Below are 25076 nucleotides of genomic sequence, written 5' to 3' on the forward strand. Positions count from 1 at the left end.
ATAAAAAGCACCGTGCTTAATTATCTGTGTTAATCCATATTATCTGTGGTTGATTAAGCGCTTCGACTCCGCTCAGCATGACAATCGTGCGGGTATCCGTGCTTTCTGTGTCTCCGTGGCAAAAAACTCTTCAAACAAAAAAAGCCACTCTTTCAAGTGGCGCTATGCTATTCAAAGTCCCCTTTAGGGGATTTAGGGGTTATACATTAAATCTAAAGTGCATAATGTCGCCATCTTCCACTACATAGGTTTTTCCTTCAACACCCAATTTGCCCGCATCTTTACAGGCATTTTCAGAACCTAAGGTTACGAAATCGTTGTATTTGATTACCTCCGCACGGATAAATCCTTTTTCGAAATCAGTATGGATTACACCGGCAGCTTGTGGCGCCGTAAAACCTTTTGTAATTGTCCAGGCCCTAACTTCTTGTACACCAGCGGTAAAGTAAGTATAGAGGTTTAGTAATTTATAAGCTGCGCGGATTAATTTATTTACACCTGATTCAGTTAAGCCTAAATCAGCTAAAAATTCCTGACGCTCTTCATAGCTATCCAGTTCAGCAATTTCTGATTCAATTTTAGCAGAGATCACTAAAACTTCCGCATTTTCATCAGCAACATTTGCTTTAACCAAATCAACATATTTATTGCCGTTAATTACCGATGCCTCATCAACATTACAAACATACATGACCGGTTTTTGCGTAAGCAGACCTAAATCTTCAATAAAATCGAAATCTTCCTGAGCCAATGGTGCCGTACGGATGGATTTACCACTTTCCAAATGAGATTTAACCACTGTTAAAATTTCGTAGGTACGTTTAGCATCTTTATCACCACCTGTTTTAGCCATTTTTTCAACTTTTTGAATACGTTTATCAACGGTATCCAAATCTTTAAGCTGCAATTCAGTATCAATAATTTCACGATCGCGGATCGGATCAACAGAACCATCAACGTGAATTACATTTCCGTCGTCAAAACAACGTAAAACATGAATAATTGCATTGGTAGCACGGATATTTCCTAAAAACTGGTTTCCCAGGCCTTCACCTTTAGATGCACCTTTTACCAAACCCGCAATGTCTACAATCTCGATTGTATTCGGTTGCACTTTGTTTGGTTTAACCAACTCGGCCAGTTTGGTTAATCTATCATCAGGTACTGTAATTACGCCAACATTGGGCTCAATAGTACAAAAGGGAAAGTTTGCAGCCTGCGCTTTTGCATTTGATAAACAGTTAAAAAGAGTCGATTTCCCAACATTTGGTAAACCAACTATACCACATTGTAATGCCATTATTTATTAGTCTTTATATCTTTAGTTTTGGCTATCGGTTCATTGTCTTATGGTCAATAGCCTGGTGTTTCATTTTTGAACGTTAGTTATGTATTCTGGCCATTGGTTCATAGTTTTATGGTTAATAGCCAAGTGTTTCATTTTTTTAGTATTAGTTCGCGTTTTGGCTATGATCTATCAAACCATCAACCATTTTACCTTTTTCCGCCTTCCGCCTTCCACCTTCCGCCTTCCACCTTCCGCCTTCCACCTTCCACCTTCCACCTTCCACCTTCCACCTTCCACCTTCCACCTTAAATTCCGCGCAAAGATAAGCTTTTAAAACCTTTATTTAAACCCTTGCTCTTGTATCAAATCTATATTTTATCTAAGTTTAGCCCAAAATAGATAGAGATAAATGGAAGATTTTGAAAATGAAGTGCCTCAGGAAGTGAAACTAGTAGTAACCGAAGAAATGCGGAGCTACTTGTATGATATGAGTAAATGGGCAAGATTTTTATCGGTTGTGGGTTTTGTTATCTCGGCATTTTTAACCTTAGGTTCATTTGGGATAGGGGCTGCGGTAACGGCTAATCCAGGGATACTCAATCAGTTCGGGCCATTGGGCAGTATTGGCGCAACAGGCATCACCATATTTTACCTGCTGCTGGCTTTGTTCTTTTTTTATCCAAGTTTATTGTTGCTGCGTTTTTCGGCCAAAGGCAAACAAGGGGTTTTGTTCGGCGATCAGGAAAATTTAAATGATGCCATTGCCCATGTAAAATCGCTCTTTAAATTTTGGGGTGTAATTACCATCGTATTGATAGCCAGTTATTTTCTTTTGCTGTTGGCAGTACTCTCAGGCGGAGGTATAAAATAAAATATTACGCACACAAAAAAGCCTCCCGGTATTTTAAATCAGGAGGCTTTTTTATTGAAATTATAATTACTTAAAAAGTAAAATCGTCGCTTGCTTTAGTGCTATGTTCTCCATTTTCAGAATATTCATAACGTTTTTCAACCACATCTTGGTGAGTTTTGATGTAATCAACAGTTTCATTTAGTCCTTCTGCAAATTTTTCGAAATCTTCTTTGTATAAAAAGATTTTATGTTTTACAAATACACCGTCTTCTAATCTTTTCTTACTCTCGGTAACTGTTAAATAATAATCACCCGATCTAGTAGCCTTCACGTCGAAGAAATAAGTTCTCTTACCTGCTCTTACTTTCTTTGAAAAAACTTCTTCTCTTTCCTTGTTGTCGAATTCTCCCATGGTTGGTATTGATGTTGGTTTTTGGTTTCGGTAAATATAAAGCAAATATTTAAAGTTCAAAATACAATTTTAATACAATTTAAATAGTTCGGGTTTCCTCCTCCAAAAGTTGATGGTTATAAAGCTCGGTATAACTGCCATTTAGGTTAAGTAATTCATTGTGTGTGCCTTGTTCGATGATTTTACCATTATCCAGTACCAAAATCTTATCTGCATTTTTAATGGTAGAAATTCTGTGGGCAATTAAAATACTTGTTTTTCCAGCCATAATTTTACCAAGATTTTGCAGTATTTCCTCCTCTGTTTTAGTATCAACCGCCGAAAGACAATCATCAAATATTAAAATCTTAGGTGATTTTATTAAAGCCCTGGCGATAGAAACCCGTTGTTTTTGCCCGCCGGAGAGCGTTATTCCACGTTCACCAAGCATGGTTTCGAATTTTTCTTCAAAATCGATAATATTCGTATAAACCGAAGCGTTTTTCGCTGCATGATGCACTTCTTCATCGGTAACCTGATTTAAACCAAAGGCAATATTGTTTTTAATGGTATCCGAAAAGAGGAAAACCTCTTGGGGTACAAAGCCAATCTGGCTACGGTAATCTTTTAGATTTAAGGCTTTAATGTTTTTTCCATCAATCTCAATGGAACCATTTTCTACATCATACATCCGCATAATCAGATTGGCCAATGTCGATTTTCCGGAGCCCGTTTTCCCGATAATGGCTACAAATTCGCCACTCTTAATCTCAAAACACAGCTCTTTTAAAGCTTCAATTCCCGTATCAGGGTAGGTAAAACTCACCTGGTCGAACTTAATATTGCCACGTAGCTCAATTTCGGCAGTTTCTTTCGATTGAATGTCAGAGGGGATATCTAAAAACTCGTTTATCCTTTTTTGCGATGCCGCAGCCCGCTGGATTAAAGAAGTAACCCAGCCCAGCATGGTTACCGGAAAGGTTAACTGGTTAATGTAAATGATAAATTCAGCTATATTTCCTGCCGTGATACTGCCATTCATTACCTGGATACCGCCAATGTATATGGTTAAAATGGTACTCAGGCCAATCAACAAAAGCATAGTAGGGTAAAACAGGGCTGATACTTTAACCAGGCTCATCGAATCTTTTTTATAATCATTGCTCTGGATAGCGAACATGTTTCGCGTATAATCTTCTCGAACATATGATTTAATGATCCGGATCCCCGAGAAACGCTCCTGCACAAAACTCGAAAGATCGGAGAGGCGCTCCTGTATCTTTCCACTTTTTTTGAAGATTAGGGTATTTACATAATAGATAATGATTACAAGGAAGGGAAGGGGCAATAAACAATAGATGGCCAGCTTGGAATTTACATCAAACATCGACCATATAATAAGTACCGATAACACAAAAGTGTTAATGGTGTACATAATCGCCGGACCAACGTACATCCTTACCCGGTTAACATCTTCTGTGGCACGGTTCATTAAGTCGCCAGTATTATTCCGGCGGTAAAAACCCAAGCTAAGTTCCTGATAATGCTGGTAGATATCGTTTTTCATATCGAACTCTATATGCCGCGACATTAAAATAATGGTTTGGCGCATAAAGAAAAGAAAAAGCCCCCGCAATAAATAAAGTGCGATAACCAGCAAACCAAAAAAAAGGAGATTGCTGCTAAATATATCGTAAATGATGGCCTGGCGATCAAAACCGTAAAAGAGGTTAAATATCTGAATGTTTTCGGTAATCAGGTCAACCGCATAACCAATTACCTGGGCTGGCACTACACCAAAAATATTAGAAATGACCACGAAAATACTTCCGGGTATAATCCACCATTTGTATTTAAGAAAGTATTTGTTTAATCGGCTTAAATGTTTCATTCCATACAAACTTAGCTAATTTTGTTATTTCATAACGCATAATTATCTTTTAGTGCTTAAGCTTTAAAAAATGATGACACTCTTTCCAATCTTCGAGGCTGGGGGGCTGTGCGTTTGTATGTTAGTTAACGGTTTTACTAATTTGGGCGTTACCCAAGCTGCGCAAGGGGGCGGGCTTTTCAGGGCTCCGCTTCGCTGCGGTACCGATGAAGGATCGGTACTGAACCCTTACAATCCCTAACGCAGCGTTCTCGCGTTATCTCAAGCTTCCGAAATTGGCCGGCACTTTGTCCTTTGAAGCTTCGGAAGTCCCTGCCACCTAAACCCAATAGGGGCGTAAAACCCGCAGGCGAGGTACGGGTCTTACGCCTTGGTTCGTGTCCTCAACAACCAAAAATTAGTGAATTTAACTGCGTTTCTTTTAATCATTTAAGTTATAGCCCATAACATTTTAAAAATCTTAAAGGTTTATTAATTTATCCAGAACCGAATTAATTTTGTTATAGTTTCGTTAAATACGTGTAATAATGGTTTTTTATTTTAATTTTGCAGCAGGTTATCCGAACGTTCAATATGCCAGCAAATTCTCCGTCAGATTTTTCAATTTTAGATCAATTAAGTGCCTATGGCCATAAAAAGTTGGTTTTTTGCAATGATCCAGATACAGGTTTAAAAGCAATTATTGCTATACATGATACCACATTGGGCCCTGCTTTAGGCGGAACACGCATGTGGAGTTATAGCACAGAAGGCGAAGCTTTAGAAGATGCACTGCGCTTATCGCGTGGAATGACTTACAAGGCAGCGATAACAGGATTGAATCTGGGTGGTGGAAAAGGCGTAATTATCGGCGATTCCAGGAAAGATAAAACAGAAACTTTAATGCGTAGCTACGGCAGGTTTATTAAAAACCTAAATGGCGAATTCATTACCGCAGAAGAAATGGGTACCAATACGCGCGATATGGAATATATCCGTATGGAAACCAATTATGTTACTGGTGTTCCCGAATCGATCGGCGGTGCGGGTAATCCTGCTCCTTTTACTGCGCAAGGTGTTTATTTAGGGATTAAAGCAAGTGTTAAAGAGGTTTTCGGTACAGATATGCTAGCCGGAAGAACCATTGTAGTTCAAGGTATCGGAAATGTTGGTGAGCATTTGGTTGCACTTTTACGAAAAGAAAACGCCGAAGTTTTGATCAGCGATATTAACCAGGAGCAATTAACTTATGTTGCCCGGAAATATAAAGCAAAACCGATCGAAGCCGATAAAATTTTTACAACTGATGCCGATGTTTATGCCCCGTGTGCAATGGGCGCAACCGTTAACAACAAAACCATCGAAAAAATGAAGTTCGCAATTATTGCAGGTTCAGCAAATAATCAGTTAAAAGATGAGGTTTTAGATAGCGAATTACTTTTGAAGAAAGGGATTTTATTTGCACCTGATTATTTAATCAACGCTGGTGGATTAATTTCATGTTATTCGGAGTTAACCGGTTTTGGTAAAAAACGCACTGTACAGCTTACAGAGAATATTTACGATGCTACACGAAGTGTAATTAAATTAAGCAAAACCGAAAACATATCAACCAATATTGCCGCGAATCGCATCGCCGAGAAACGCATTGCAGATGTTAAAAAAATTAAATCGTCATATTAAATCATAATTATTAAAACAGGTTTTAAAAAACCGCACTCGTTCTTACATTCATGTTAAACAGAAGGCACTTAAGAATCAAAGCTTTGCAAAATATTTTTGCTTGGCACATGGCAGACAAAAAAGACATTAAAGGTGATTTGAAAACCTTAATGCAGAGCATCGATAGCGTGTACGAAATGTACATCTGGATGTTATCTTTAATGGTAGAAGTTACCGAATTTACTGCTAACGACGCCGCAGAGCGCGCAAATAAGTTTATTAAAACTGCAGAGGATATCAATCCCAACATGAAATTGCTACACAATAAGTTTAGCGTTTTAATGCAGCAGAATCCCGAGTACGTATCTGCAGTTAAAAAATATAAAGTAGACTGGGGCTTCGATCCGGAAATCCGTAAAACAGTTTACAATTCGTTAAAAGCATCAAAAGAGTATGCCGATTATCTTGCCGATCCGAACGAAAGTTTAGAATCATCAAAAGATATCATCAAATACATTTTCAGGAAAATCATCTTAAAAAACCAGGCCATTTTGCAGGTTTTTGAAGAGAAATTTATCAACTGGCAGGTAGATCATGAAGTGATGAAAGGGATGGTGGCCAAAACCTTGAAAAACTTTACATCCGAAGATCCTTTCAAAAATAAATTGACGGAAATTAGTGCAGATTGGATTGAAGACAGCAAATTTGTTCAGGATCTTTTTGTACATACGCTGCAGAACGATGCAAAATATCAGGAAATGATTGCCGATAGGACCAAAAACTGGGAATCGGAGCGTATTGCATTAATGGATACGATTTTAATGAAAATGGCCATTTGCGAATTGTTAAACTTTCCATCTATTCCGGTTAAAGTAACCATCAACGAATATTTAGAGTTATCAAAAGATTACAGTACGCCGAAGAGTAATTCATTTATTAACGGTATTTTAGACAAAATTTTAGGCGATCTTAAGAAAAACAATACCATTAAAAAGATTGGCCGCGGATTAATCGAAGATTAAAAATGAAAAGAATATTTATCTTGGCTATTGCTGCACTTTCATTTGCAGCATGTCGTAATGCAAATAATCAAACCAGCGAAACTGCAACAGCTGTTTCAGTTGGCAACGATACTTCAAAAACAGCTAAAGTTGCTCCGGCAGATGCGCCTGTTATTGTTTTCGAACGCGATATTTTCGATTTTGGTAAAATAACGCAGGGCGAAAAAGTTAAGCACGACTTCAAACTTAAAAATACAGGTAAAAGCCCGCTGATTGTTTCGAATGCAACAGCAACTTGTGGATGTACTATTCCGCAGGTGCCAGGTGAACCTATTTTGCCAGGTAAAGAAGGGGTGATTAGCGTTGTTTTTAATAGCGAAGGTAAAATGGGCATGCAAGATAAAGTAGTAACCGTTACGTCAAATGCAAATCCAACAGTAACCACTGTTCATTTGGTAGGAGAAGTACTTGCTAAAAAATAAATTGGTTAGATTCTTTATGGCGTAATCCATAATGATCAAAATTCACAAAAACACAAATAAATAAGAAATGACATTAACAGTAATTTTAGATGCAGCAGCAGGTGGTAGTAACATGCTAACTACAATTGTACCAATGGTATTAATCATGGTAGTTTTCTACTTTTTTATGATCCGCCCGCAAGTTAAAAAAGCTAAAGACCATAAAAAATTGGTTGAAGAATTAAAAAAAGGAGATAAAATCGTAACTACCGCAGGTATTCACGGTCGTATCGCTGATATGAATGATACAACTTTTTTAATTGAAGTTGAAGGTGGTGTAAAAATCCGTTTCGATAAATCAGCAGTTTCTTTAGATGCAACAAAAGCAGTTATAGCGCCTAAAGCCTAATAAATTAATAAAATTTAAGTGCAGTCCCGAAAACTTTCGGGACTGTTTTTGTTTTACTACATTTGATCAAATGCATTTTGGATAGTATTTTTCCAGCTTACAGCTAATATTTAATTTATTATGCCCTTCATTAGGTTAACGAAGATTGAAAAAAGACGTGTGTTTAGCTTATTGGCCTGCTTGCTGCTGGCTATAGCTGCATGGCTTTTTATGGCATTAAACAACAAGTATATATATGTAGCAAAAACCGTTTTGGTTTTTAAAAATACACCTACCAAAAGGGCATTTTATCCCTTACAGTCTGATACGATAGATTTACAGGTTGAAGGCACCGGCTGGCAATTGCTTTTTGCCCGTTTACGCATCAGTCCACCATCTGTTTCGGTTAATTTGAGCCAGCTCAATACCAAAGATTTTATTGTTTTTTCCGATCAGCTTTTCAATATCAACAGGCAATTGGAAAGTACCCAAAAGGTAATTTCTGTTAAGCCCGATACCCTGTATTTCGATTTCACCAAACGCGTAGTTAAAAAAGTTCCTGTAAAGCTGATCGATAAACTGAACTTTGAAAAACAATATGGCATTTCTAGTGAGGTTATACTTAACCCAAAATATGTTAAAGTAGCTGGACCTATAGAAGAACTGGACAAAATAAAATTCTGGCCTACCGATACGCTTAAGCAGGATAAAATACAAAGCAGTAGCACAACAAGGATTGCCTTACAGCACAGTATCCATAAAAATGTAAGCATTTATCCTTCATCTGTAGAGGTTAGGTTACCTGTTGATGAGTTTACAGAGAAGACCATCGAAGTGCCGTTAAAAATTACAAACAACAGAAATTATAACAATCTTAAACTCTATCCTAAAAAAGTTAAAGTTACCTTCTTAGTCGCGTTAAGTAATTACGATCAGGTTGACGAAAGTTTTATTACCGCAACAATTGACGTAGACGAATGGCAAATTTTAAAGCACCGTCAGTTTACGGTGAAGATAACCGAGTTTCCTGATTATTGTAAACTGGTAAGCGTAATGCCATCCAAAATAGATTTTATTGTAGAAAAATAATGTATAAAGTAGGTATAACAGGCGGTATAGGCAGCGGTAAAACAACGGCTTGTAAGGTTTTTGAAGTATTGGGGATACCTGTGTTTTATGCAGATACCGTTGCTAAAGAAATCATGACCCAAGATACTTTATTGATAGAAGGAGTTAAAGCTGCTTTTGGTAATGAAAGTTATTTTGAAGATGGAAAACTAAATAATAAACACATTGCTGGCATTGTATTTAATAATGAGCAAGCACTCTCGCAATTGAATGCTTTGGTACATCCTGCCGTTTTCAGGGCTTTTGATGCCTGGGAAGCAACCATTGCTGCAACAGTTCCTTATACTTTAAAAGAAGCAGCAATACTGTTCGAAAGCGGTTCTTATAAATTGTGCGATACTACAATTTTGGTTACCGCCCCTTACGAAGTTAAATTAAAGCGTTTAATGCAACGTGATGGTGTTACTGAAGAGCAAGTGAAGGCCCGCATGGATAAACAGCTCAGCGATGAAGAAAAATCGAAAATGGCCAAGCATTTTATCATAAATGATGAGCAAGAATCTATAATTGAACAGGTTTTAGCTTTACACCAAGAATTTCTGAAGGCGGCCACCGAATTTAAGAATGGCATGGCTTAATCAACTTAAATCATAACATCCTTAAATCCTTTCATCCTGATCATGATTTTAGAAGATTTTATCACCATTACCCCAACGGGTTTGTACTGTGTTTACGGCGATTTTTACCTTGATCCACAACAGCCCGTTAAAGAAGCAGTGGTTTCACATGCACATGGCGATCATGCCATTGGAGGAAGCCAGAATGTGTACTGTACTGCTGCTACGGCAACGTTTATGAAACACCGTTACCGCAAATTTGCCGCGGTCGATTTTTTTACCAAAAGCTATCATGAATCCTTCAAAATAAAAGACGTTACCATTACTTTCTATTCTGCGGGACATATTTTAGGCTCCGCACAGGTTTTAATGGAGTATAAGGGGGTAAAATATCTTTATACTGGCGATTATAAGATAGAGCCCGATAATACCTGTGAGCCTTTCGAATTTGTTGAAACAGATGTGCTGATTACTGAAAGTACTTTTGCTAATCCCGAAACCAAACATCCATCACCGGTAGACGAAATTAAAAAGCTGAACGAAACCAATGCGAATATTATGCTTGGTTCTTATGCATTAGGTAAAAGCCAGCGGATTATCCAATTACTCAATGCACATTGCCCTACGAAGAACATTATGGTTCATCATAGCATTATGCCTTTTGTTAAAATCTATGAAGATTATGGCATGAAAGTAGGGCATTACAAAATGTACGATAGAAAAGTGATGAAAAATAATCAGGAGCATCAGGTTTATATTGTGCCGCCAATGGTTTTTCACAGTTACCATAAGGCGATTAATGTAGTACGCGCCTTTGCCTCTGGATGGAAGAACCTGCAACAACAAAACGGAATTTCACTTTATATTTCTGATCATGCCGATTGGGATGCAATTTTAGAAACCATACAAAAAGTTAAACCAAAACAAGTATGGACTTTACATGGTGATGGTAAGCAGCTTAAAGATTTTTTTAAAGACAAACTTGAGGTTAAAATACTCAATTAGTAATTATAATTGGAGAGTGGCATTATATCGGCTGTTCGTCATCCTGAACTTGTTTCAGGATCTTTAATCGATCATATATGAAAGAAGGCGAAGATTTTTACTTTAACGAAGATGGGTTAATGGTTTTTACCGAGGCTTACCATTTAAAACGTGGTTACTGCTGCAAGAATAAATGTAAGCACTGCCCGTGGGGTTATGGGAAGAAGAAAGAAAAGAAGTGATTCAGTTGGTAGTTGGCAATTTTCAGTTCACGTTTCTCAATTTTGTCTACAACTCATTTCTCCTTGTTAAAACGAACATACTCATAAATATTGGCCAAGGGCACGTCAAATCCCATTGAAGCAAGAGTTAGCACATCAGAAATCTCTTCGTGTTTGTTGAGTACCCAATTTTGCTCATCATCAATGTAATAGGCCTCTACCGACACTGATTCCGAATCAATCATAATGTATTCTTTTAATGATGGAATATCTTTATACAGGTTAAATTTTTTTCCTTTGTCATAATTTTTGGTTGAAGGTGACAGAATTTCAATAATTACAGTTGGTAAAATTGAGGTGTCTTCATCAACATCACTGTGCGTTAGACCATTGCAGTAAATGGAAATATCAGGATAGGTAAATAAAGTATTCTCAGGAATATTCATTCGTTTATCACTTCCATAAGGCCTGCAGGGCGTGCCTTTAAGTTTGTTCCCAATTTTAATGAAAACATTGCTGAAAATCTCATTGTGGTTATCACCAGCGCCAGACATTGCAAATATTTCGCCTTGGAAGTACTCGTGCTTTACAGTTGATGCTTTTTCCATCTCGAGGTATTCCTCCACAGTATAATGCCTTTTTTGGTAAGCTACAGCAGGTTCGTTTACAATCTCATCCATATACTAATTTACAGATGTTTTTTCATAAAGGTCAAAACTATAAACGATTAAACGTTTAAAACGGATAGTGAGTTAATTTTCTGTTTGTTAGTTTGTTGCGTAAATATTAGGTCGCTAAACCCAACTGAAAACGACGTTGTTATGGGACTTCAAATGATAACATGTTCATAAATATCTTTTAAAGCCAAATCAAGTCCCATCGAAACAAAAGTTAATGCATCCGTAATTTGTTTATGTTCGGTAAGCAACCAGTTTTTTTCATCATTAATATAATGAGCCTCAACCGAAAGAGACGCTGAATCGATCGTAATGTATTCTTTTAATGAGGGAATATCTTTGTACAAGTTAAATTTTTTCCCTCTATCGTAATTTTTGGTTGAAGGCGAAAGGATTTCAATGATGATTGTTGGTTGGAGAATAGTGTCTTTATCTTCGCTTAAATGTTTGATCTCGTTACAATAGATAGAAATATCCGGATAAGTAAACAAGGTGTTTTCAGGAATGTTCATTCTCATGTCGCTTCCGAATGGAATGCATTTCGAACCTTTTAGTTTATTGTAAAGGTGCCCGAAAACATTTGAAAAAATAAGATTATGGTTAAAGGCTGCACCAGACATTGCAAATATCTCGCCTTGAAAATATTCGTGCTTTTCTGTAGATGCTTTTTCCATCTCCAGGTACTCTTCAATGGTATAACGCCTTTTTCGATAAGCTACAGCTGGTTCATTTACAATCTCATCCATATACGAATTTACAGATGTTTTACGTAAGGATAAATATTATAAACGATTAAGTGTTTAAAATGGGTATTGGTTGGTTAATCGGTTAACTGTTTAAATCGGTTAATCGACTGCCGACTAAGGACTCTAGACTAATGACTAATCCTAATGTCCTGCAAAGAAACCAATCAATGCTACACCAATTCCCAATAAAACGGCAATCATTTTGCGGGTATTGATTTTATGATCGGCACTCGATTCGAATAAGATGGTGGTAGAAATATGTAAGAAAATACCGATTACAATACCCATAATTTTATTGAAATAAGCATCAATGCCTCCAATAGTGCCATTGCTTAAGCCAACACTTACATAAAAGCCCAATGGTGCCATGATGGCAAACACAATCAGATAAAATACAATGCTGCTTTTTTTGAAATGGTTTTGCATTAATATGCTGGCCAGTGCAAAAGCAGCAGGAATGTGGTGTAGCGAAATTCCGAAAATCAGCTCATTGTGCTGTTCTTTTGCTAATGGCATTCCCTCTAAAAAAGCATGCAAACACAAACTGATCATAATACCAAAAGGGAAAATATGCCCGTCGTGATGTTTATGGATATGGCCATGTTCTACACCCTCTGAAAACTGCTCCAAGAAAATCTGCAGTAAGAAACCAATCAGAATAAAAACGCCAATCTGCCATTTGTCAGGGCCGCTGTAAGCGTCGGGAATTAAATGTAAAACTGTAATGGCAAATAAATAGGCCCCACTGAAAGACAAAATCAGTTTCAGTAGTTTAGATTTATCGCTCTTTACTAAAAATATAGCTGTCCCACCTAAAAAGGCACAGAAAAAGAGTACGCAGAGTTTCCAGATTTCCATAAGTTAAAAATCAGGTTGTAATTTTTTAAATATTCTAGAACAGATAATCCCTATGGTAATGCCCAGTAGAGCACCGGTAGTTATATCAACAGGATAATGAACACCAACATATACCTGAGCAAAACTGATGATAAATGCCCAGAAAATGCCAATAGGCAAAATAGGTTTCCATCGGCTATAAAAAATGCAGATTAAAAAAACGGCTATGGCAAAATGATTGGTAGCGTGTGCAGACGGAAAGCTCAAACCACTTCCACAGGGAACACGGTGGATAATATCGTTCGCCAAACTCAAATCATTGCAGGGCCTTACCCGGGCTACCCATGGCTTCACTACTCTTGAAGCAATTAAATCGCCCATGGCAAAAGTGAAGAGGACCATGCCTATAATGTAATAGCCCTGTTTCTTATATTGTTTAATACAAAAAACAACAATAAAAAGGTAAAGGGGCGACCAAAAGAAACGGTTACGCATTAAAGGCATCAACCAATCAAAAAAGCTGTTTGAAAGCCCACGATGGATTTTCAAGAACAATTCTACGTCAAATTGCTGTATGCTTTCTATCATGCTTTTTTACAGATTAAAATTAACCGATCTGAACTGTTTTCCTCAAAATCGTCTAAACCATAACTGCCAAAAGTTTTTTCGATAACCATCCCAGCCTTGGTAAGCATACGCTGAAAATCTTCAAAACTAAATGCCTGCACCCGCTCTTCGAAATTGTATACCTTTTGTTTGTCTTCGAAATTTATCTTTTTGATAATTTTTCCGTCGATCACATTTTTGGTGATATTAAAAGTTATGCCATCGAGCGATTTTGTTTCGCAATGATTTAAGTTGCGGATAATTTTTTCGGTGTTAAAATAATCGAGCACCAAAATTCCCTCAGCTGTTAAGCATTTTCGAAAGGTTTTAAGCGCATTTACATGGTCTTTTTCGGTATCGAAATAACCAAAACTGGTAAACAGGTTTAAGGCCACATCAAAGTAATTGATGTAAAATAACCTGCGCATATCGTGTACAAGAAAATGTAATTTATTGTTTTCGAATTGCTTGGCGTATTTTATACTTTGTTCGGAAAGATCTATTCCGGTAACATCGAAGCCTTTTTTGTTTAAATAGATTGAATGTCGGCCTTTGCCACAGGCAATATCCAACATTTTAGCATCGGCCCTTGGGTGTAAAAATTGCGTAAGTTTATCGATGAAAAATTCGGCTTCAGCATCATTCCGTTGTTGATAAAGAATATGATAATATGGCGAATTAAACCAATATTGAAACCACTTGCGTTGCATAAATAAGCCGTTTGTATCTTAAAAAGATGCAAATATAAGGTTTTACAGTCGCTAGTAAAGTTAGAATATGCTTTTATGCAATAAAGTTGCAAGAATATTATGAATACAGTATCCGATTAAACACACGTTTGTTTTTGGCCGTAGTCTCAATTCTGGAAAATTGATCGTGAAAATAGATATAAAAGCAATGTAAATTAACGTGCACAAACACGCCTAAATAGCGGCTATCTTGTTTTTTTTCTTATTTTTGAGCCTCAATTAAATTATATACAGTGACTTTAATAAAATCAATTTCAGGAATACGAGGAACCATTGGTGGAAGGGCTGGAGACGGCTTAACCCCATTTGATATTGTGAAATTTACAGCTGCCTTTGGTAGTTGGGTGGTACAAAAAACAGGCAATAAAAGAATAGTTTTAGGTCGCGATGCCCGTATTTCGGGTGAGATGGTAAATAACCTGGTTATCGGAACATTGCAAGGCTTAGGCATTGAGGTGATCGATTTAGGTTTGTCTACTACACCAACTGTAGAAGTAGCCGTACCCGACGAAAATGCGGGGGGCGGCATCATTTTAACCGCGAGCCACAACCCTAAACAGTGGAATGCCTTAAAATTACTAAATGCCAGTGGCGAATTTATTAGCGATGCTGACGGAAAAGAAGTTTTAGATTTGGCAGAAAGCGCTGATTTTGATTTTGCTGATGTAGATAAATTAGGTAAAGTAATTAAAAACGATACTTACCTTCAAAAACACATCGATAAGGTATTAGCATTACCATTGGTTGATGTTGAGGCGATAAAAAAAGCCGATTTTAAAGTTGTAATCGACTGCGTAAATTCAACTGGCGGTATTTTTATCCCTGCTTTGTTAAAAGCTTTGGGCGTGAGCAGGGTGGTAGAATTATATTGTACACCAGACGGGCATTTTCCGCACAACCCTGAGCCACTTCCTGAAAACTTAACTGAAATATCGAAAGAAGTTCAGAAACAAAATGCAGATTTAGGTATTGTAGTTGATCCGGATGTTGACCGTTTATGTTTTGTAAACGAAGATGGTAGCATGTTTGGCGAAGAATATACTTTGGTAGCTGTTGCCGATTATGTATTGAAAAATACACCGGGAAACACAGTTTCGAACCTTTCATCAACACGTGCATTACGCGATGTGACCGAAAAAGCAGGAGCCGGATACAATGCATCAGCAGTAGGAGAAGTGAATGTAGTAAACAAAATGAAAGCTACTAATGCCATTATTGGTGGTGAAGGCAACGGTGGGATTATCTATCCCGAATCGCATTATGGCAGAGATGCATTAGTTGGTATTGCTTTGTTTTTAACACATTTAGCTAAATTTGGCAAATCAATTTCAGTATTAAGAAGCAGTTACCCTCAATACCACATCTCTAAAAACAAGATTACCCTTACACCAGAAATGGATATCGATAATCTGTTGAAACAGGTAGAAGAGAAGTATAAAAATCAACCATACAGTACAATTGATGGTTTGAAGATAGAATTTGATAAAACTTGGGTACATTTGCGCCGTTCGAACACTGAACCGATCATCAGGATTTACAGTGAAGCAGAAAATGAAACCATTGCCGAGAATTTGGCGAACAAAATTATTTCTGACATTAAAGAAATTTTACACCTTTAATCGCTAAAAGATTTCAGGATTAAGCATACCTGTTCAGGGTTTAATAAAACGATTAAACCCTGAATATTTATAACAGAGAATGCCCTTAGCAAGGTATCTTTGCAACATACTAACTTTTAAATATTCGTAGAAATGAAAAGGGTCTATTTAGATAATGCGGCCACAACGCCTTTAGATGCAGCAGTAATCGCAGAAATGACAAACGTGATGGAAAACTATTTCGGTAATCCATCTGCCATTCATGCACTTGGCCGTGAGGTAAGAACGCTGGTAGAGAAAGCCCGTAAAACCGTTTCCGGGTTGTTAAATGCCTCACCATCCGAAGTATTTTTTACTTCCGGCGGTACAGAAGCTGATAATACAGCTATCCGTTGCGGTATCGCTGCCTATGGCATAAAACATGCCATTACTTCGAAAATAGAACACCATGCCGTTGAGCATACTTTAAATACGATGCTTAAAAATGGCGAGATCGATAAATTAAGTTTTGTTAATATTGACGAAAAAGGGAATATCGATTACAAGCATTTAGAAGAACTGCTTCAAAATAACGAACGTACTTTTGTTTCGCTAATGCATGCCAATAACGAGTTGGGTACCCTAACCGATATGGTTAAAGTTGGCGATATCTGCGAGAAATACAATGCCATTTACCATGCCGATACGGTGCAAACCATGGGCCATTACCCGCATAACGTACGCGAACTTAAAGCACATTTTATTGTTTGCGCGGCGCACAAGCTACACGGACCTAAAGGCGTTGGTTTTTTATATGTAAACAGCAATATTAAAATTCCACCGATGATTTATGGTGGCGCGCAAGAGCGTAATATGCGTGGTGGTACCGAAAACGTATATGGTATTGTGGGTTTAGCTAAGGCCTTAGAAATTGCTTATGCAGAAATGGATCAGCATCAGGCCCATATCCAGGGCTTAAAAGATTATCTGAAAGCACAGTTAATTGCCGAAATCCCCGGTATTGCTTTTAATGGCGAAACCGATGCCGATAAAAGTTTGTACACGGTACTGAATGTATCGTTCCCTGAGATGGATATGGCCGATATGTTGTTGTTTAATTTAGATATCAATGGTATCTGTGCTTCTGGTGGCAGTGCCTGCTCTTCCGGTTCAAATATTGGTTCGCATGTATTAAATGGCATTAATGCCGATCCTAACCGTCCTTCGGTGCGCTTTTCGTTTAGCAAATACACTACAAAAGAAGAGTTAGATTATGTAATAGAAAAAGTTAAAATGTTAGTAAAGCAAAATGCTTTAGCTTAAAATATCATTAACCAAATAGGAGAGTCCCGGTGAGAATCGGGACTTTTTTTGTGCAATAAACATAGTTTGAAGTCTATTTTTTTTGGAAAGCAAAGGCAGCATTTCATTTTGAGGTTAGTCCTGCTTTCCATTTCAAATCCTAGCCCGATGAAAATCGGGCTGCGGGTTTTCCATTTCAATCAGGTTTACAAACTGAGGCCAGTGCTGCTATTGAGGGTTTAATGGCATGGTGCCTGATCTATTCTGCACCCTGCAGCCTCAAATAGTACTGCAGACTGTGCCACCTAAACCTGATCGGAACGAGCATCCCGATTCTATCGGGATAAAGTGAAGAGCAGGACTGTACCTGCCTAAATACCACTGTGACTGATTTCCAATAAACAATCAATTTTAAAATAATTTGCAATTAACTATTAAGCTAATAAAAACCTCTTGCAAAACTCAAAAATAAAGCTTATATTTAATTAAGATAAAGGCAATCCACGCCATTTTAATGTAGTTCCAGAACGAAACCTTATCAAATTCCCCGTGGTATAAGGTTAAGCAAATTTTAAATAGCTTTTTTACTAATGCATTTTGCAGCTTAAAAAAGCATGCTGATTAAAATTGTTAACCCTGAAAACTAGCCATGTTTTCAATAATCTATATCGTCATGGAAAAGAGCCAAAACAATCAAAACCTAGAGAACGCGAAGCAGGAAGAAAAATTAAATGAAGAAAGGAAACACATTTACAAGTTTATCCTTAATCCATTTTCGTTTGAATCTTCAAACCATTTCAACAAAATCCACAAAAGAAGATTTCATTCTTTCGGCTGCATTCACGAATTAGGAAAACTTCCCGGAGCAATGTTGTAATTGCGAAAGGTAAACATTGTTTAATTAATGCTAACGGCTTTTCTAAGGAGAGGCGAATTACTTCTTTGTGTGATGAGATAATGCTTTGGTTGAAGACGCAACAACCATTAAGATTATGCTGTACTTGATGAGGTATTAAACGTGGACTTTTAAGTTAAGTTTTTTGCCACGGAAACACGAAAGACACTGAATGTTTTTCTCGTTTTGTCAGCACCTGGTCTTAGCGTCTCGCTAAGACTTTAGTTTTTGCTATTGAAACATAAAAACAAGATTAATTGAAAGGTCTTAGCGAGACGCTAAGACTAGAGAAGGTATTTGTTTGGTGAGTCACCAAACATGGAAATTTGGTGCCAATAAACCCATTCCCAAAACAACTAAGCAAAAACAATCTTATTTTTCACTTGTTTCTTTAATACATCAATTTACAGTACTATGGAAACAAATAAGGAAAAAGGTAAAGTTGTTGAGAACGATTTGCTAGATAAAAAAGTAGAAGATGTGAGAGATCATGATTCTTTAGATGAAAATAAATCATCGAAAATAACCACTAATCTTTTTAACAAAGAGGATAAACGAAAGAATAATCCACTAGGGCCAGGTCACGAACCCGGACCAACACCGGGCTCAGGAATATAATTGTTCGCAATATAATTTACGAACAAAATGATTAAATTTAAACCACAGCAATTGCTGTGGTTTTTTAGCTAAATCCCAAAATGGAAAGAAGAAATTTTATCAAAAACTCGGCATTGGCCATGGCCTTGCTTTCAATTTATAAAACAGATGTTTTTGCACAGCAAGCGCTAATGCGTGCTTACAACTTTAAACCATTGCGCAATAATGTGGGGATATTTACCGAACAGGGCGGTACGATAGGCTGGTTAAATTCGAGTAATGGTTTTGTGGTAGTAGATGCCCAGTTCCCAACCTCAGCACCTCATGTGATCGAAGAATTAAAAAAACTGGGCGAAAAACCTTTCAAATACCTGATTAATACCCATCATCATGGCGATCATACCGCGGGCAATATTTCCTTTAAGGGATTGGCCGAAAAAGTTGTAGCACATCAAAATTCCTTAGTGAATCAGAAAAGAGCCGCAGAAAAAGCAAATAATTTAGACAAACAGTTACTGCCTGATACTACTTTTGGAACAAAATGGACCGCAAAAGTAGGAGACGAAAACATAAAAGCTTACTATTATGGCTCTGGTCATACCAATGGCGATGCAGTTTATCATTTTGAGCATGCAAATATTGCGCATGTAGGCGATTTGGTATTCAACCGTAAGTTTCCTTACATCGATCGGGAAAACGGCGCACACATCGGCAATTGGATCACGGCATTGGATAAAATTTTGGCTCAGTTTGATAATGATACCCTGTTTATCTGGGGACACAGCTTAGATCCTGAAAAAGTAACCGGAAACAAAGCAGATGTTAAAGCCTTTCAAAATTACCTGCAGAACCTTTTAACTTTTGTGAGTGGAGAAATCAAAGCAGGTAAAAGCAAAGAAGATATTTTAAAAACGACTACAATCCCAAATGCACCCGAATGGAAGGGAGAAGGTATTGAAAGAAGCCTAAGCGCTGCTTATGATGAATTGAAGGGAGTTTAACCTCATATTCCATAAGAAAAGTCGTCATCTCGACTGAAGTGCAGCGGAATGGAGAGATCTGTCTTTACAGATTTCTCGACTACGTTGCGCTTCGCTCGAAATGACGGTATTGGTTCATTCTGATTAAAAATTTATCGTTCCTGTAATACAGCACTCCAAATCTTTTTTCAATTTATAAACGTTCTATATTTAAAATAATCCTTTCAACGTCATTGAATTACCGTAGGCTTTAGTGTTTAACAACTATATTTGTTACAATTCAAAATCTACAGCTCATGGATGATTTTATAGCAGCCCGTTCCCAAATGGCCTTATCGTTAGGCTTTCACATCATTTTTTCCTGTATTGGCATGGTTATGCCTTTCTTTATGGCCGTATCGCATTATAAATGGCTTAAAACGAACGACGAGGTATATAAAAATCTGACTAAAGCCTGGAGTAAAGGTGTAGCCATATTTTTTGCTACCGGTGCGGTATCGGGTACCATGTTATCTTTCGAATTAGGATTACTTTGGCCAAAATTTATGGATCATGCCGGGCCAATATTCGGGATGCCTTTTTCGCTAGAGGGAACAGCCTTTTTTATCGAAGCGATAGCCCTTGGCTTTTTCTTGTATGGCTGGAATAAGTTAAATAAATGGTTCCATTGGTTTACCGGGATGGTTGTAGGGGTGAGTGGTTTAGCGTCCGGAATACTGGTTGTTGCCGCAAATGCCTGGATGAACAGCCCGGCGGGTTTTGATTTTGTGAACGGGCAATACCTGAATATCGATCCCATACAGGCCATGTTCAATAAAGCATGGTTTAGTCAGGCTTTACACATGTGTTTAGCCGCATTTACCGCTACGGGCTTTGCTGTGGCAGGTGTACATGCTTTAATGATCCTGAGAAACCGTAATGCAGCATTTCACTTGAAAGCTTTTAAAATAGCAGCCATATTTGCTTGCATTGGCGCATTATTGCAGCCTTTAAGTGGTGATATTTCGGCAAAAGATGTAGCCAAAAGGCAACCTGCTAAACTTGCTGCAATGGAGGCATTGTACAAAACTGAAAAACCTGCTCCACTATTAATCGGCGGCATTGTGAATGAAAAAGATAAAACGGTAAAAGGTGCAATCGAAATCCCTGGCGCTTTAAGTTTTCTGGCCCATGGCGATTTCAAAGCTGAAGTAAAGGGTTTAGATCAGATTCCCGAAAACGAGCATCCTCCGGTAGCCATCACCCATTATGCTTTCCAGATTATGGTTGGGATTGGTACGCTGCTCCTTTTAGTATCCTTAACTTATTTCTTCATTTTATTTAAAAAGAAACCCTTAACCGAGAAACGCTGGCTGCTGAAATTATTTGTTGTGGCCATTCCGCTTGGTTACATCGCTTTAGAGGCCGGCTGGGTAGTTACGGAGGTTGGTAGACAGCCATGGATTATTTATGGCATTATGCGCACTAAGGATGCCGTTACACCGATGCCGGGTATTGCTTACTCGTTTTATATCTTCTCGGCCATTTACGTCTCTCTAAGCATTATTGTAACGTTTTTGCTTTACCGTCAGATTAAAATGGTGCCAGTACTCTATAACAAACCAGAAAGAAAATAATTAATTAACCACAGATAAAAAGGATGAACACGGATGAAGGCTTGAGACTTGCAGTCGAATTGTTAAAATCTGTGTAAATCTGTGGCAAAAAAATAAATGATGGAACAAGTTGTAATTACATTTTTATGCATGGCCATTCTGCTCTACTTTTTATTGGGTGGGGCTGATTTTGGTGCAGGGATTATTGAACTGTTTACTTCAACAAAAAACAGAAGTAAAACCCGTAAAACCATGTATCAGGCCATTGGTCCGGTTTGGGAGGCTAACCACATGTGGCTGATTATTGCCATTGTAATCCTTTTCGTGGGTTTCCCGCATATTTATACCACCATGTCGGTTTATCTGCATATTCCATTGGCGATTATGCTCATCGGAATTATTGCACGGGGTACCGCCTTTGTATTTCGCCATTACGATGCCGTTAAAGATGATATGCAGTGGTTTTATAACCGCATATTCAGGTATTCGAGTTTTGTAACGGCGTTGTTCCTTGGCATTATTGCCGGAAGCTTAATTTCAGGCCATATCGATACGCAGGCTAACGATTTTTATACCGCCTATATTTCGGGCTGGCTGAACTGGTTTTCTGTTGCTGTAGGCATGTTTACGGTCTCTCTTTGTGGTTTTCTTGCTGCGATTTATCTTATTGGTGAAACAAAAGAAGCGCATGATAAACGCCGTTTTATTAAAAAGGCCGAATTTATGAATGTGGCTGCCGTAGTTTTCGGGGCGATGGTTTTTATTGCTGCTCAAAGGGATAAAATTCCCCTGACTGATTGGGTTTTTAAGAGCAATGTTGGTTTATCGGCCATTATTTTGGCCAGTTTATCTCTTGTGTTGTTATGGTACCTGCTAATTAAAGGTAAAACAAAAGTTTTACGCATTTTAGCTGGCTTCCAGGTGACGATGATCCTTTTGGCCATTAGTTATGCCCACTTTCCAAACTTTATCCGTTTAAAAAATGGTGATGCAATCTCCCTTCTTGAAACTGCAGGGCCTGAAAAAACCATTTATAGTTTAGGTTTAGCACTTTTATTGGGGAGTGTATTGATTCTGCCTTTTTTGGGGTATCTGTTTTATAAGTTCCAGAAGAAAGAGGAATAAATAATAAGTTTGGAGCCAAGAGTTATTAGTTGGGAGGGAAGCATTGTGTTTAAAATTGCTGTGATAAAAACGTCGAAAATCTATATATACAGCATCCAAATGAACCTAAAACTATTGCTGCTGATATCATTGATATCATCAACCTAGTGCTATATTTGATAATATTGATGTTTTCTGAATTAGCCTTAAATCTGATTGATAGTTTTAGTCCTATTGTACTGTCATATAAGCCTAAAAGTGCGCATATAGCTAAAATAATTATTGATTCGAAATGCCAACTAGATAGGAGATAGCCAATACCAATGTATATGGCAAAAGATAACATACCTAGATAGGTGTATTTAAAATTGAATTTCCTGGAGGCCGATGCACCCAAGGTCGCAATTAAGGTAATACAGATTAATCCGCTAAGGAATAAATTAATTAGACCTGAATAATTATTCATGAGACAAATGGATTGTTGTTTGATTAGTCTTTTATCTGTTTCGACATGGGTATTTGTAAATCTATAGGCAATTCAGTTCTTTCATCCCTAAATTCAATTATCTTTAATTCGTTCTCTAAACCTTCCAACGAATCTATGAGTGCCAAGTCTAAACCTTTTGGTACATCCATCCGACAATCCAAATATTGTTTTTCGGCAATAGAAAAGAGTTCCGTTACCGTAATCTGACCGTTAGCGTTCAAATAAATCTCCTGCGACCAAAAATGCATTGTTATCATCGTAGGTTTATCATTTAATATGGATGCGACATAAATTTCCTTTTCACTTAGCCAATCCCATGGCTTCAGCCTTACAAAGTATTTATCTTTATTGTGGTAATTCTGCAGGTTTGTATTGTCAATTCTAGCGTATTCTCTTTTGCCGAATAATTTTTTGAAAAGCATTATGATTAGATTTTGCGTTAGTTTAATAAAATTCAATATATAAAAAAAGAGCACCTGTTTCCAAATGCTCTTATAAAATGTATTCGAAATCTTTAGCTACAAACCACCTTTTCTATTCGATTTGGTTTGTACAGGCCAGGTTGCTGGCTTTCCGGTACGTTCGTTTACAGGTAAATCTGTCGCTTTTTCGTTCGAGGTTTTCTCCGGATCTTCGCAGGCCATATAAACCATAATGGCGGCTAAAATCACATTGCTTCTAATTTCGTCGAAAACCAACTTATCGTAACTGTCGCGGTTGGTGTGCCAGGTATAAGTGCCATAATCCCAGCTGGTAGAACTTAACGAGTAACCCAATGCTCCGGCGGCAACAAAAGAAGCAAAATCAGAACCTCCTGCACCAGGCGACCCCGGGAAATTGGTTTTGATCTGGTTTTTAATGGTATCTGGTACTGCAGCCAACCAACGGGTAATGTAGTCTTTCGATTTAGCAAAGCCTTGTCCGCCAATATTCACCACCCGGCCTGTACCGTTATCCTGGTTAAATAAAGCCTGAAGATTATTTACAATTTCCGGATGATCTTCTACAAAAGCCCTCGATCCATTTAAGCCCTGTTCTTCACTTCCCCAATGGCCAACCAAAATGGTACGTTTAGGGTTAGGATAGATTTTTTTTAGGATGCGCATGGCTTCCATCATTAAAATGGTACCAGAACCATTATCGGTAGCGCCGCTTGCGCCATCCCACGAATCGAAATGTGCAGAAAGCATCACATATTCGTTTGGTTTCTGCGTGCCTTTAATTTCGGCTATGGTATTAAAAGTAGGTACTACGCCTAATTTCTTAGCATCTGCTTCGATTCTTAGTTTAGGTTTATCACCGTTCAGCGCAAGGCGGTAAACCAGGCCGTAATCTTCAACAGATAAATCTAAAGTTGGGACTTTTTTAGTATTTGCGCCAAAAATTTTATCTACGCCAAAACCTTGCGACCAGTTATTGATCACCACCGCTACTGCACCTGCATTTTCTATCGCTATAGGAAGTGTTTTTGCTGTTAAACCAGTTTTGGCTATGCTGGCTGCCCATGCTTTAGCGGCGTCGGCTTTTTCTTTTTTAAACTTTTCGAATAAATCTTTTGTGGCAAATTCTTCCCAGTTTTTTTCTGGTCGGCCAGATAGTTGGTTCATCGAAATCAATACGATTTTACCTTTTACATTTGGCAACCATTTTTGAAAAGCTACCGAATCTGTAATTTCTGGGAGAATAATCGCTTCTGCATTAATGGTTTTACCATTTGTAGAAGGACTCCAGGCCAATTGCGTACCTTCTAAGGTTCTAACCCGTGGACTTATTAAATCGATGTGTGTAATGCCCCTTTCCCAGCCAACCCATTCGCCCCATTTTTCATTTTTTGCAGAAATACCCCAATCCGTATATTTTTTTACGGCCCAGTCGTTGGCTTGTTTCATTTGTGGTGAACCAACTAAACGAGGTCCAACAACATCTAAAAGTTCGTGAGCAAGTTTCTCCAATTGAGAATTTTCGTTCACTTCTTTAACAATATTGTCGATTATTTTTTTGTCTTGCGCGAATATGCAGGTTGAAGTGCATAGCAATAGCGCAGAAAATAGTAGTTTTTTATTCATAATTAGTTAGGGTTGATTATTTGATAAGCTAATTTATGAAATAAGGAGTAGGGT

Annotated in this window: 26 protein-coding genes; 16 read left to right on the top strand and 10 right to left on the bottom strand. The window is 37.8% G+C overall.

Features of this window, described 5'->3' with window-relative positions:
- Positions 1-199: 199 nt before the first annotated feature.
- Positions 200-1300, bottom strand: coding sequence for a redox-regulated ATPase YchF (gene ychF / locus AC07VK_RS01420; protein ID WP_086547122.1), 1101 nt, complete (start codon positions 1298-1300; stop codon positions 200-202).
- Between the two features lie 397 nt (positions 1301-1697).
- Between ychF and AC07VK_RS01425 the strand changes: the two genes are divergently transcribed.
- Complete coding sequence (locus AC07VK_RS01425) at positions 1698-2159, top strand: hypothetical protein (protein WP_492955791.1); 462 nt, start codon at positions 1698-1700, stop codon at positions 2157-2159.
- A gap of 70 nt (positions 2160-2229) precedes the next feature.
- On the opposite strand, the gene AC07VK_RS01430 is transcribed toward AC07VK_RS01425, so the two are convergent.
- Positions 2230-2553 carry a DUF3276 family protein gene (locus tag AC07VK_RS01430; RefSeq protein ID WP_029275977.1) on the bottom strand — a complete coding sequence of 108 codons (324 nt, stop codon included), beginning with the start codon at positions 2551-2553 and terminating at the stop codon, positions 2230-2232.
- A 79-nt stretch (positions 2554-2632) separates the two neighbouring features.
- Positions 2633-4423, bottom strand: coding sequence for an ABC transporter ATP-binding protein (locus tag AC07VK_RS01435; protein ID WP_492957827.1), 1791 nt, complete (start codon positions 4421-4423; stop codon positions 2633-2635).
- A 70-nt stretch (positions 4424-4493) separates the two neighbouring features.
- Between AC07VK_RS01435 and AC07VK_RS01440 the strand changes: the two genes are divergently transcribed.
- From AC07VK_RS01440 to AC07VK_RS01480, 9 genes are all read left to right on the top strand, one after another.
- Positions 4494-4664 carry a hypothetical protein gene (locus AC07VK_RS01440; RefSeq protein ID WP_492957829.1) on the top strand — a complete coding sequence of 57 codons (171 nt, stop codon included), beginning with the start codon at positions 4494-4496 and terminating at the stop codon, positions 4662-4664.
- A gap of 332 nt (positions 4665-4996) precedes the next feature.
- Entirely contained in the window at positions 4997-6085 is a 1089-nt protein-coding gene (locus tag AC07VK_RS01445) for a Glu/Leu/Phe/Val family dehydrogenase (protein ID WP_086547119.1), read from the top strand.
- Positions 6086-6135: 50 nt separating this feature from the next.
- Positions 6136-7086 (top strand): transcription antitermination factor NusB, encoded by a 951-nt coding sequence (nusB, locus tag AC07VK_RS01450; protein WP_492955793.1) that lies wholly within the window; start codon positions 6136-6138, stop codon positions 7084-7086.
- Positions 7087-7088: 2 nt separating this feature from the next.
- Positions 7089-7547 (top strand): DUF1573 domain-containing protein, encoded by a 459-nt coding sequence (locus AC07VK_RS01455; protein WP_492957831.1) that lies wholly within the window; start codon positions 7089-7091, stop codon positions 7545-7547.
- 67 nt (positions 7548-7614) lie between these two features.
- On the top strand, positions 7615-7935 hold the full coding sequence (gene yajC, locus AC07VK_RS01460) for a preprotein translocase subunit YajC (RefSeq protein ID WP_492955795.1): 321 nt from the start codon (positions 7615-7617) through the stop codon (positions 7933-7935).
- A gap of 120 nt (positions 7936-8055) precedes the next feature.
- On the top strand, positions 8056-9003 hold the full coding sequence (locus AC07VK_RS01465) for a YbbR-like domain-containing protein (RefSeq protein WP_492957833.1): 948 nt from the start codon (positions 8056-8058) through the stop codon (positions 9001-9003).
- A complete protein-coding gene (gene coaE, locus AC07VK_RS01470; RefSeq protein WP_492957835.1) occupies positions 9003-9620 on the top strand; it encodes a dephospho-CoA kinase in 618 nt (205 codons plus the stop codon). Before AC07VK_RS01465 ends, coaE begins: the two co-directional genes overlap by 1 nt.
- 42 nt (positions 9621-9662) lie before the next feature.
- Complete coding sequence (locus AC07VK_RS01475; RefSeq protein ID WP_492955798.1) at positions 9663-10604, top strand: exonuclease; 942 nt, start codon at positions 9663-9665, stop codon at positions 10602-10604.
- A 77-nt stretch (positions 10605-10681) separates the two neighbouring features.
- Entirely contained in the window at positions 10682-10825 is a 144-nt protein-coding gene (locus AC07VK_RS01480) for a C1orf53 family protein (protein ID WP_162799929.1), read from the top strand.
- Between the two features lie 53 nt (positions 10826-10878).
- Here the strand turns inward: AC07VK_RS01480 and AC07VK_RS01485 are convergent, their stop codons facing one another.
- From AC07VK_RS01485 to AC07VK_RS01505, 5 genes are all read right to left on the bottom strand, one after another.
- The gene (locus tag AC07VK_RS01485) at positions 10879-11484 is read right to left on the bottom strand and encodes a Uma2 family endonuclease (RefSeq protein ID WP_492957837.1); all 606 of its coding nucleotides are present in this window, start codon (positions 11482-11484) and stop codon (positions 10879-10881) included.
- 149 nt (positions 11485-11633) lie between these two features.
- Complete coding sequence (locus AC07VK_RS01490) at positions 11634-12227, bottom strand: Uma2 family endonuclease (protein WP_492957839.1); 594 nt, start codon at positions 12225-12227, stop codon at positions 11634-11636.
- A 141-nt stretch (positions 12228-12368) separates the two neighbouring features.
- Positions 12369-13085, bottom strand: coding sequence for a ZIP family metal transporter (locus tag AC07VK_RS01495; RefSeq protein WP_492957841.1), 717 nt, complete (start codon positions 13083-13085; stop codon positions 12369-12371).
- A 3-nt stretch (positions 13086-13088) separates the two neighbouring features.
- Complete coding sequence (locus tag AC07VK_RS01500; RefSeq protein WP_492957843.1) at positions 13089-13652, bottom strand: phosphatase PAP2 family protein; 564 nt, start codon at positions 13650-13652, stop codon at positions 13089-13091.
- Entirely contained in the window at positions 13649-14380 is a 732-nt protein-coding gene (locus AC07VK_RS01505; RefSeq protein ID WP_492957845.1) for a class I SAM-dependent methyltransferase, read from the bottom strand. The genes AC07VK_RS01500 and AC07VK_RS01505 overlap by 4 nt, the downstream gene beginning before the upstream one ends.
- A gap of 272 nt (positions 14381-14652) precedes the next feature.
- On the opposite strand from AC07VK_RS01505, the gene glmM reads away from it, so the two are divergent.
- The 6 genes from glmM to AC07VK_RS01535 all read left to right on the top strand — a co-directional run bounded on the left by glmM (position 14653) and on the right by AC07VK_RS01535 (position 22490).
- The gene (gene glmM, locus AC07VK_RS01510) at positions 14653-16038 is read left to right on the top strand and encodes a phosphoglucosamine mutase (protein WP_492955804.1); all 1386 of its coding nucleotides are present in this window, start codon (positions 14653-14655) and stop codon (positions 16036-16038) included.
- Between the two features lie 132 nt (positions 16039-16170).
- Positions 16171-17319, top strand: coding sequence for a cysteine desulfurase family protein (locus AC07VK_RS01515; protein WP_492955805.1), 1149 nt, complete (start codon positions 16171-16173; stop codon positions 17317-17319).
- Positions 17320-18607: 1288 nt separating this feature from the next.
- Positions 18608-18811 carry a hypothetical protein gene (locus AC07VK_RS01520; RefSeq protein ID WP_131031784.1) on the top strand — a complete coding sequence of 68 codons (204 nt, stop codon included), beginning with the start codon at positions 18608-18610 and terminating at the stop codon, positions 18809-18811.
- 80 nt (positions 18812-18891) lie between these two features.
- Complete coding sequence (locus tag AC07VK_RS01525; RefSeq protein WP_492957847.1) at positions 18892-19791, top strand: MBL fold metallo-hydrolase; 900 nt, start codon at positions 18892-18894, stop codon at positions 19789-19791.
- Between the two features lie 275 nt (positions 19792-20066).
- The gene (locus tag AC07VK_RS01530; protein ID WP_492957849.1) at positions 20067-21386 is read left to right on the top strand and encodes a cytochrome ubiquinol oxidase subunit I; all 1320 of its coding nucleotides are present in this window, start codon (positions 20067-20069) and stop codon (positions 21384-21386) included.
- A gap of 99 nt (positions 21387-21485) precedes the next feature.
- Positions 21486-22490: a cytochrome d ubiquinol oxidase subunit II gene (locus tag AC07VK_RS01535; RefSeq protein ID WP_057933529.1), complete on the top strand. Its 1005-nt coding sequence runs from the start codon at positions 21486-21488 to the stop codon at positions 22488-22490.
- Between the two features lie 468 nt (positions 22491-22958).
- Here the strand turns inward: AC07VK_RS01535 and AC07VK_RS01540 are convergent, their stop codons facing one another.
- Positions 22959-23378, bottom strand: a complete 420-nt coding sequence (locus AC07VK_RS01540; RefSeq protein ID WP_492957851.1) for a hypothetical protein — start codon at positions 23376-23378, stop codon at positions 22959-22961.
- 96 nt (positions 23379-23474) lie between these two features.
- Positions 23475-25022, bottom strand: a complete 1548-nt coding sequence (locus tag AC07VK_RS01545; protein WP_492957853.1) for a M20/M25/M40 family metallo-hydrolase — start codon at positions 25020-25022, stop codon at positions 23475-23477.
- Positions 25023-25076 lie beyond the last annotated feature (54 nt).

Source organism: Pedobacter sp. GW821-FHT01D05, assembly GCF_059422505.1.

Bases quoted from the DNA above. Each gene is read 5' to 3' on its own strand.
- AC07VK_RS01490 (WP_492957839.1), bottom strand. From the start codon at position 12,227: ATGGATGAGATTGTAAATGAACCAGCTGTAGCTTATCGAAAAAGGCGT.
- AC07VK_RS01480 (WP_162799929.1), top strand. From the start codon at position 10,682: ATGAAAGAAGGCGAAGATTTTTACTTTAACGAAGATGGGTTAATGGTT.
- AC07VK_RS01505 (WP_492957845.1), bottom strand. From the start codon at position 14,380: ATGCAACGCAAGTGGTTTCAATATTGGTTTAATTCGCCATATTATCAT.
- AC07VK_RS01530 (WP_492957849.1), top strand. From the start codon at position 20,067: ATGGATGATTTTATAGCAGCCCGTTCCCAAATGGCCTTATCGTTAGGC.
- ychF (WP_086547122.1), bottom strand. From the start codon at position 1,300: ATGGCATTACAATGTGGTATAGTTGGTTTACCAAATGTTGGGAAATCG.
- AC07VK_RS01495 (WP_492957841.1), bottom strand. From the start codon at position 13,085: ATGGAAATCTGGAAACTCTGCGTACTCTTTTTCTGTGCCTTTTTAGGT.
- AC07VK_RS01515 (WP_492955805.1), top strand. From the start codon at position 16,171: ATGAAAAGGGTCTATTTAGATAATGCGGCCACAACGCCTTTAGATGCA.
- AC07VK_RS01475 (WP_492955798.1), top strand. From the start codon at position 9,663: ATGATTTTAGAAGATTTTATCACCATTACCCCAACGGGTTTGTACTGT.
- AC07VK_RS01455 (WP_492957831.1), top strand. From the start codon at position 7,089: ATGAAAAGAATATTTATCTTGGCTATTGCTGCACTTTCATTTGCAGCA.
- AC07VK_RS01445 (WP_086547119.1), top strand. From the start codon at position 4,997: ATGCCAGCAAATTCTCCGTCAGATTTTTCAATTTTAGATCAATTAAGT.
- AC07VK_RS01485 (WP_492957837.1), bottom strand. From the start codon at position 11,484: ATGGATGAGATTGTAAACGAACCTGCTGTAGCTTACCAAAAAAGGCAT.
- AC07VK_RS01500 (WP_492957843.1), bottom strand. From the start codon at position 13,652: ATGATAGAAAGCATACAGCAATTTGACGTAGAATTGTTCTTGAAAATC.
- yajC (WP_492955795.1), top strand. From the start codon at position 7,615: ATGACATTAACAGTAATTTTAGATGCAGCAGCAGGTGGTAGTAACATG.
- nusB (WP_492955793.1), top strand. From the start codon at position 6,136: ATGTTAAACAGAAGGCACTTAAGAATCAAAGCTTTGCAAAATATTTTT.
- AC07VK_RS01430 (WP_029275977.1), bottom strand. From the start codon at position 2,553: ATGGGAGAATTCGACAACAAGGAAAGAGAAGAAGTTTTTTCAAAGAAA.
- AC07VK_RS01525 (WP_492957847.1), top strand. From the start codon at position 18,892: ATGGAAAGAAGAAATTTTATCAAAAACTCGGCATTGGCCATGGCCTTG.
- AC07VK_RS01545 (WP_492957853.1), bottom strand. From the start codon at position 25,022: ATGAATAAAAAACTACTATTTTCTGCGCTATTGCTATGCACTTCAACC.
- AC07VK_RS01465 (WP_492957833.1), top strand. From the start codon at position 8,056: ATGCCCTTCATTAGGTTAACGAAGATTGAAAAAAGACGTGTGTTTAGC.
- AC07VK_RS01540 (WP_492957851.1), bottom strand. From the start codon at position 23,378: ATGCTTTTCAAAAAATTATTCGGCAAAAGAGAATACGCTAGAATTGAC.
- AC07VK_RS01520 (WP_131031784.1), top strand. From the start codon at position 18,608: ATGGAAACAAATAAGGAAAAAGGTAAAGTTGTTGAGAACGATTTGCTA.
- coaE (WP_492957835.1), top strand. From the start codon at position 9,003: ATGTATAAAGTAGGTATAACAGGCGGTATAGGCAGCGGTAAAACAACG.
- AC07VK_RS01440 (WP_492957829.1), top strand. From the start codon at position 4,494: ATGATGACACTCTTTCCAATCTTCGAGGCTGGGGGGCTGTGCGTTTGT.
- AC07VK_RS01425 (WP_492955791.1), top strand. From the start codon at position 1,698: ATGGAAGATTTTGAAAATGAAGTGCCTCAGGAAGTGAAACTAGTAGTA.
- AC07VK_RS01435 (WP_492957827.1), bottom strand. From the start codon at position 4,423: ATGAAACATTTAAGCCGATTAAACAAATACTTTCTTAAATACAAATGG.
- AC07VK_RS01535 (WP_057933529.1), top strand. From the start codon at position 21,486: ATGGAACAAGTTGTAATTACATTTTTATGCATGGCCATTCTGCTCTAC.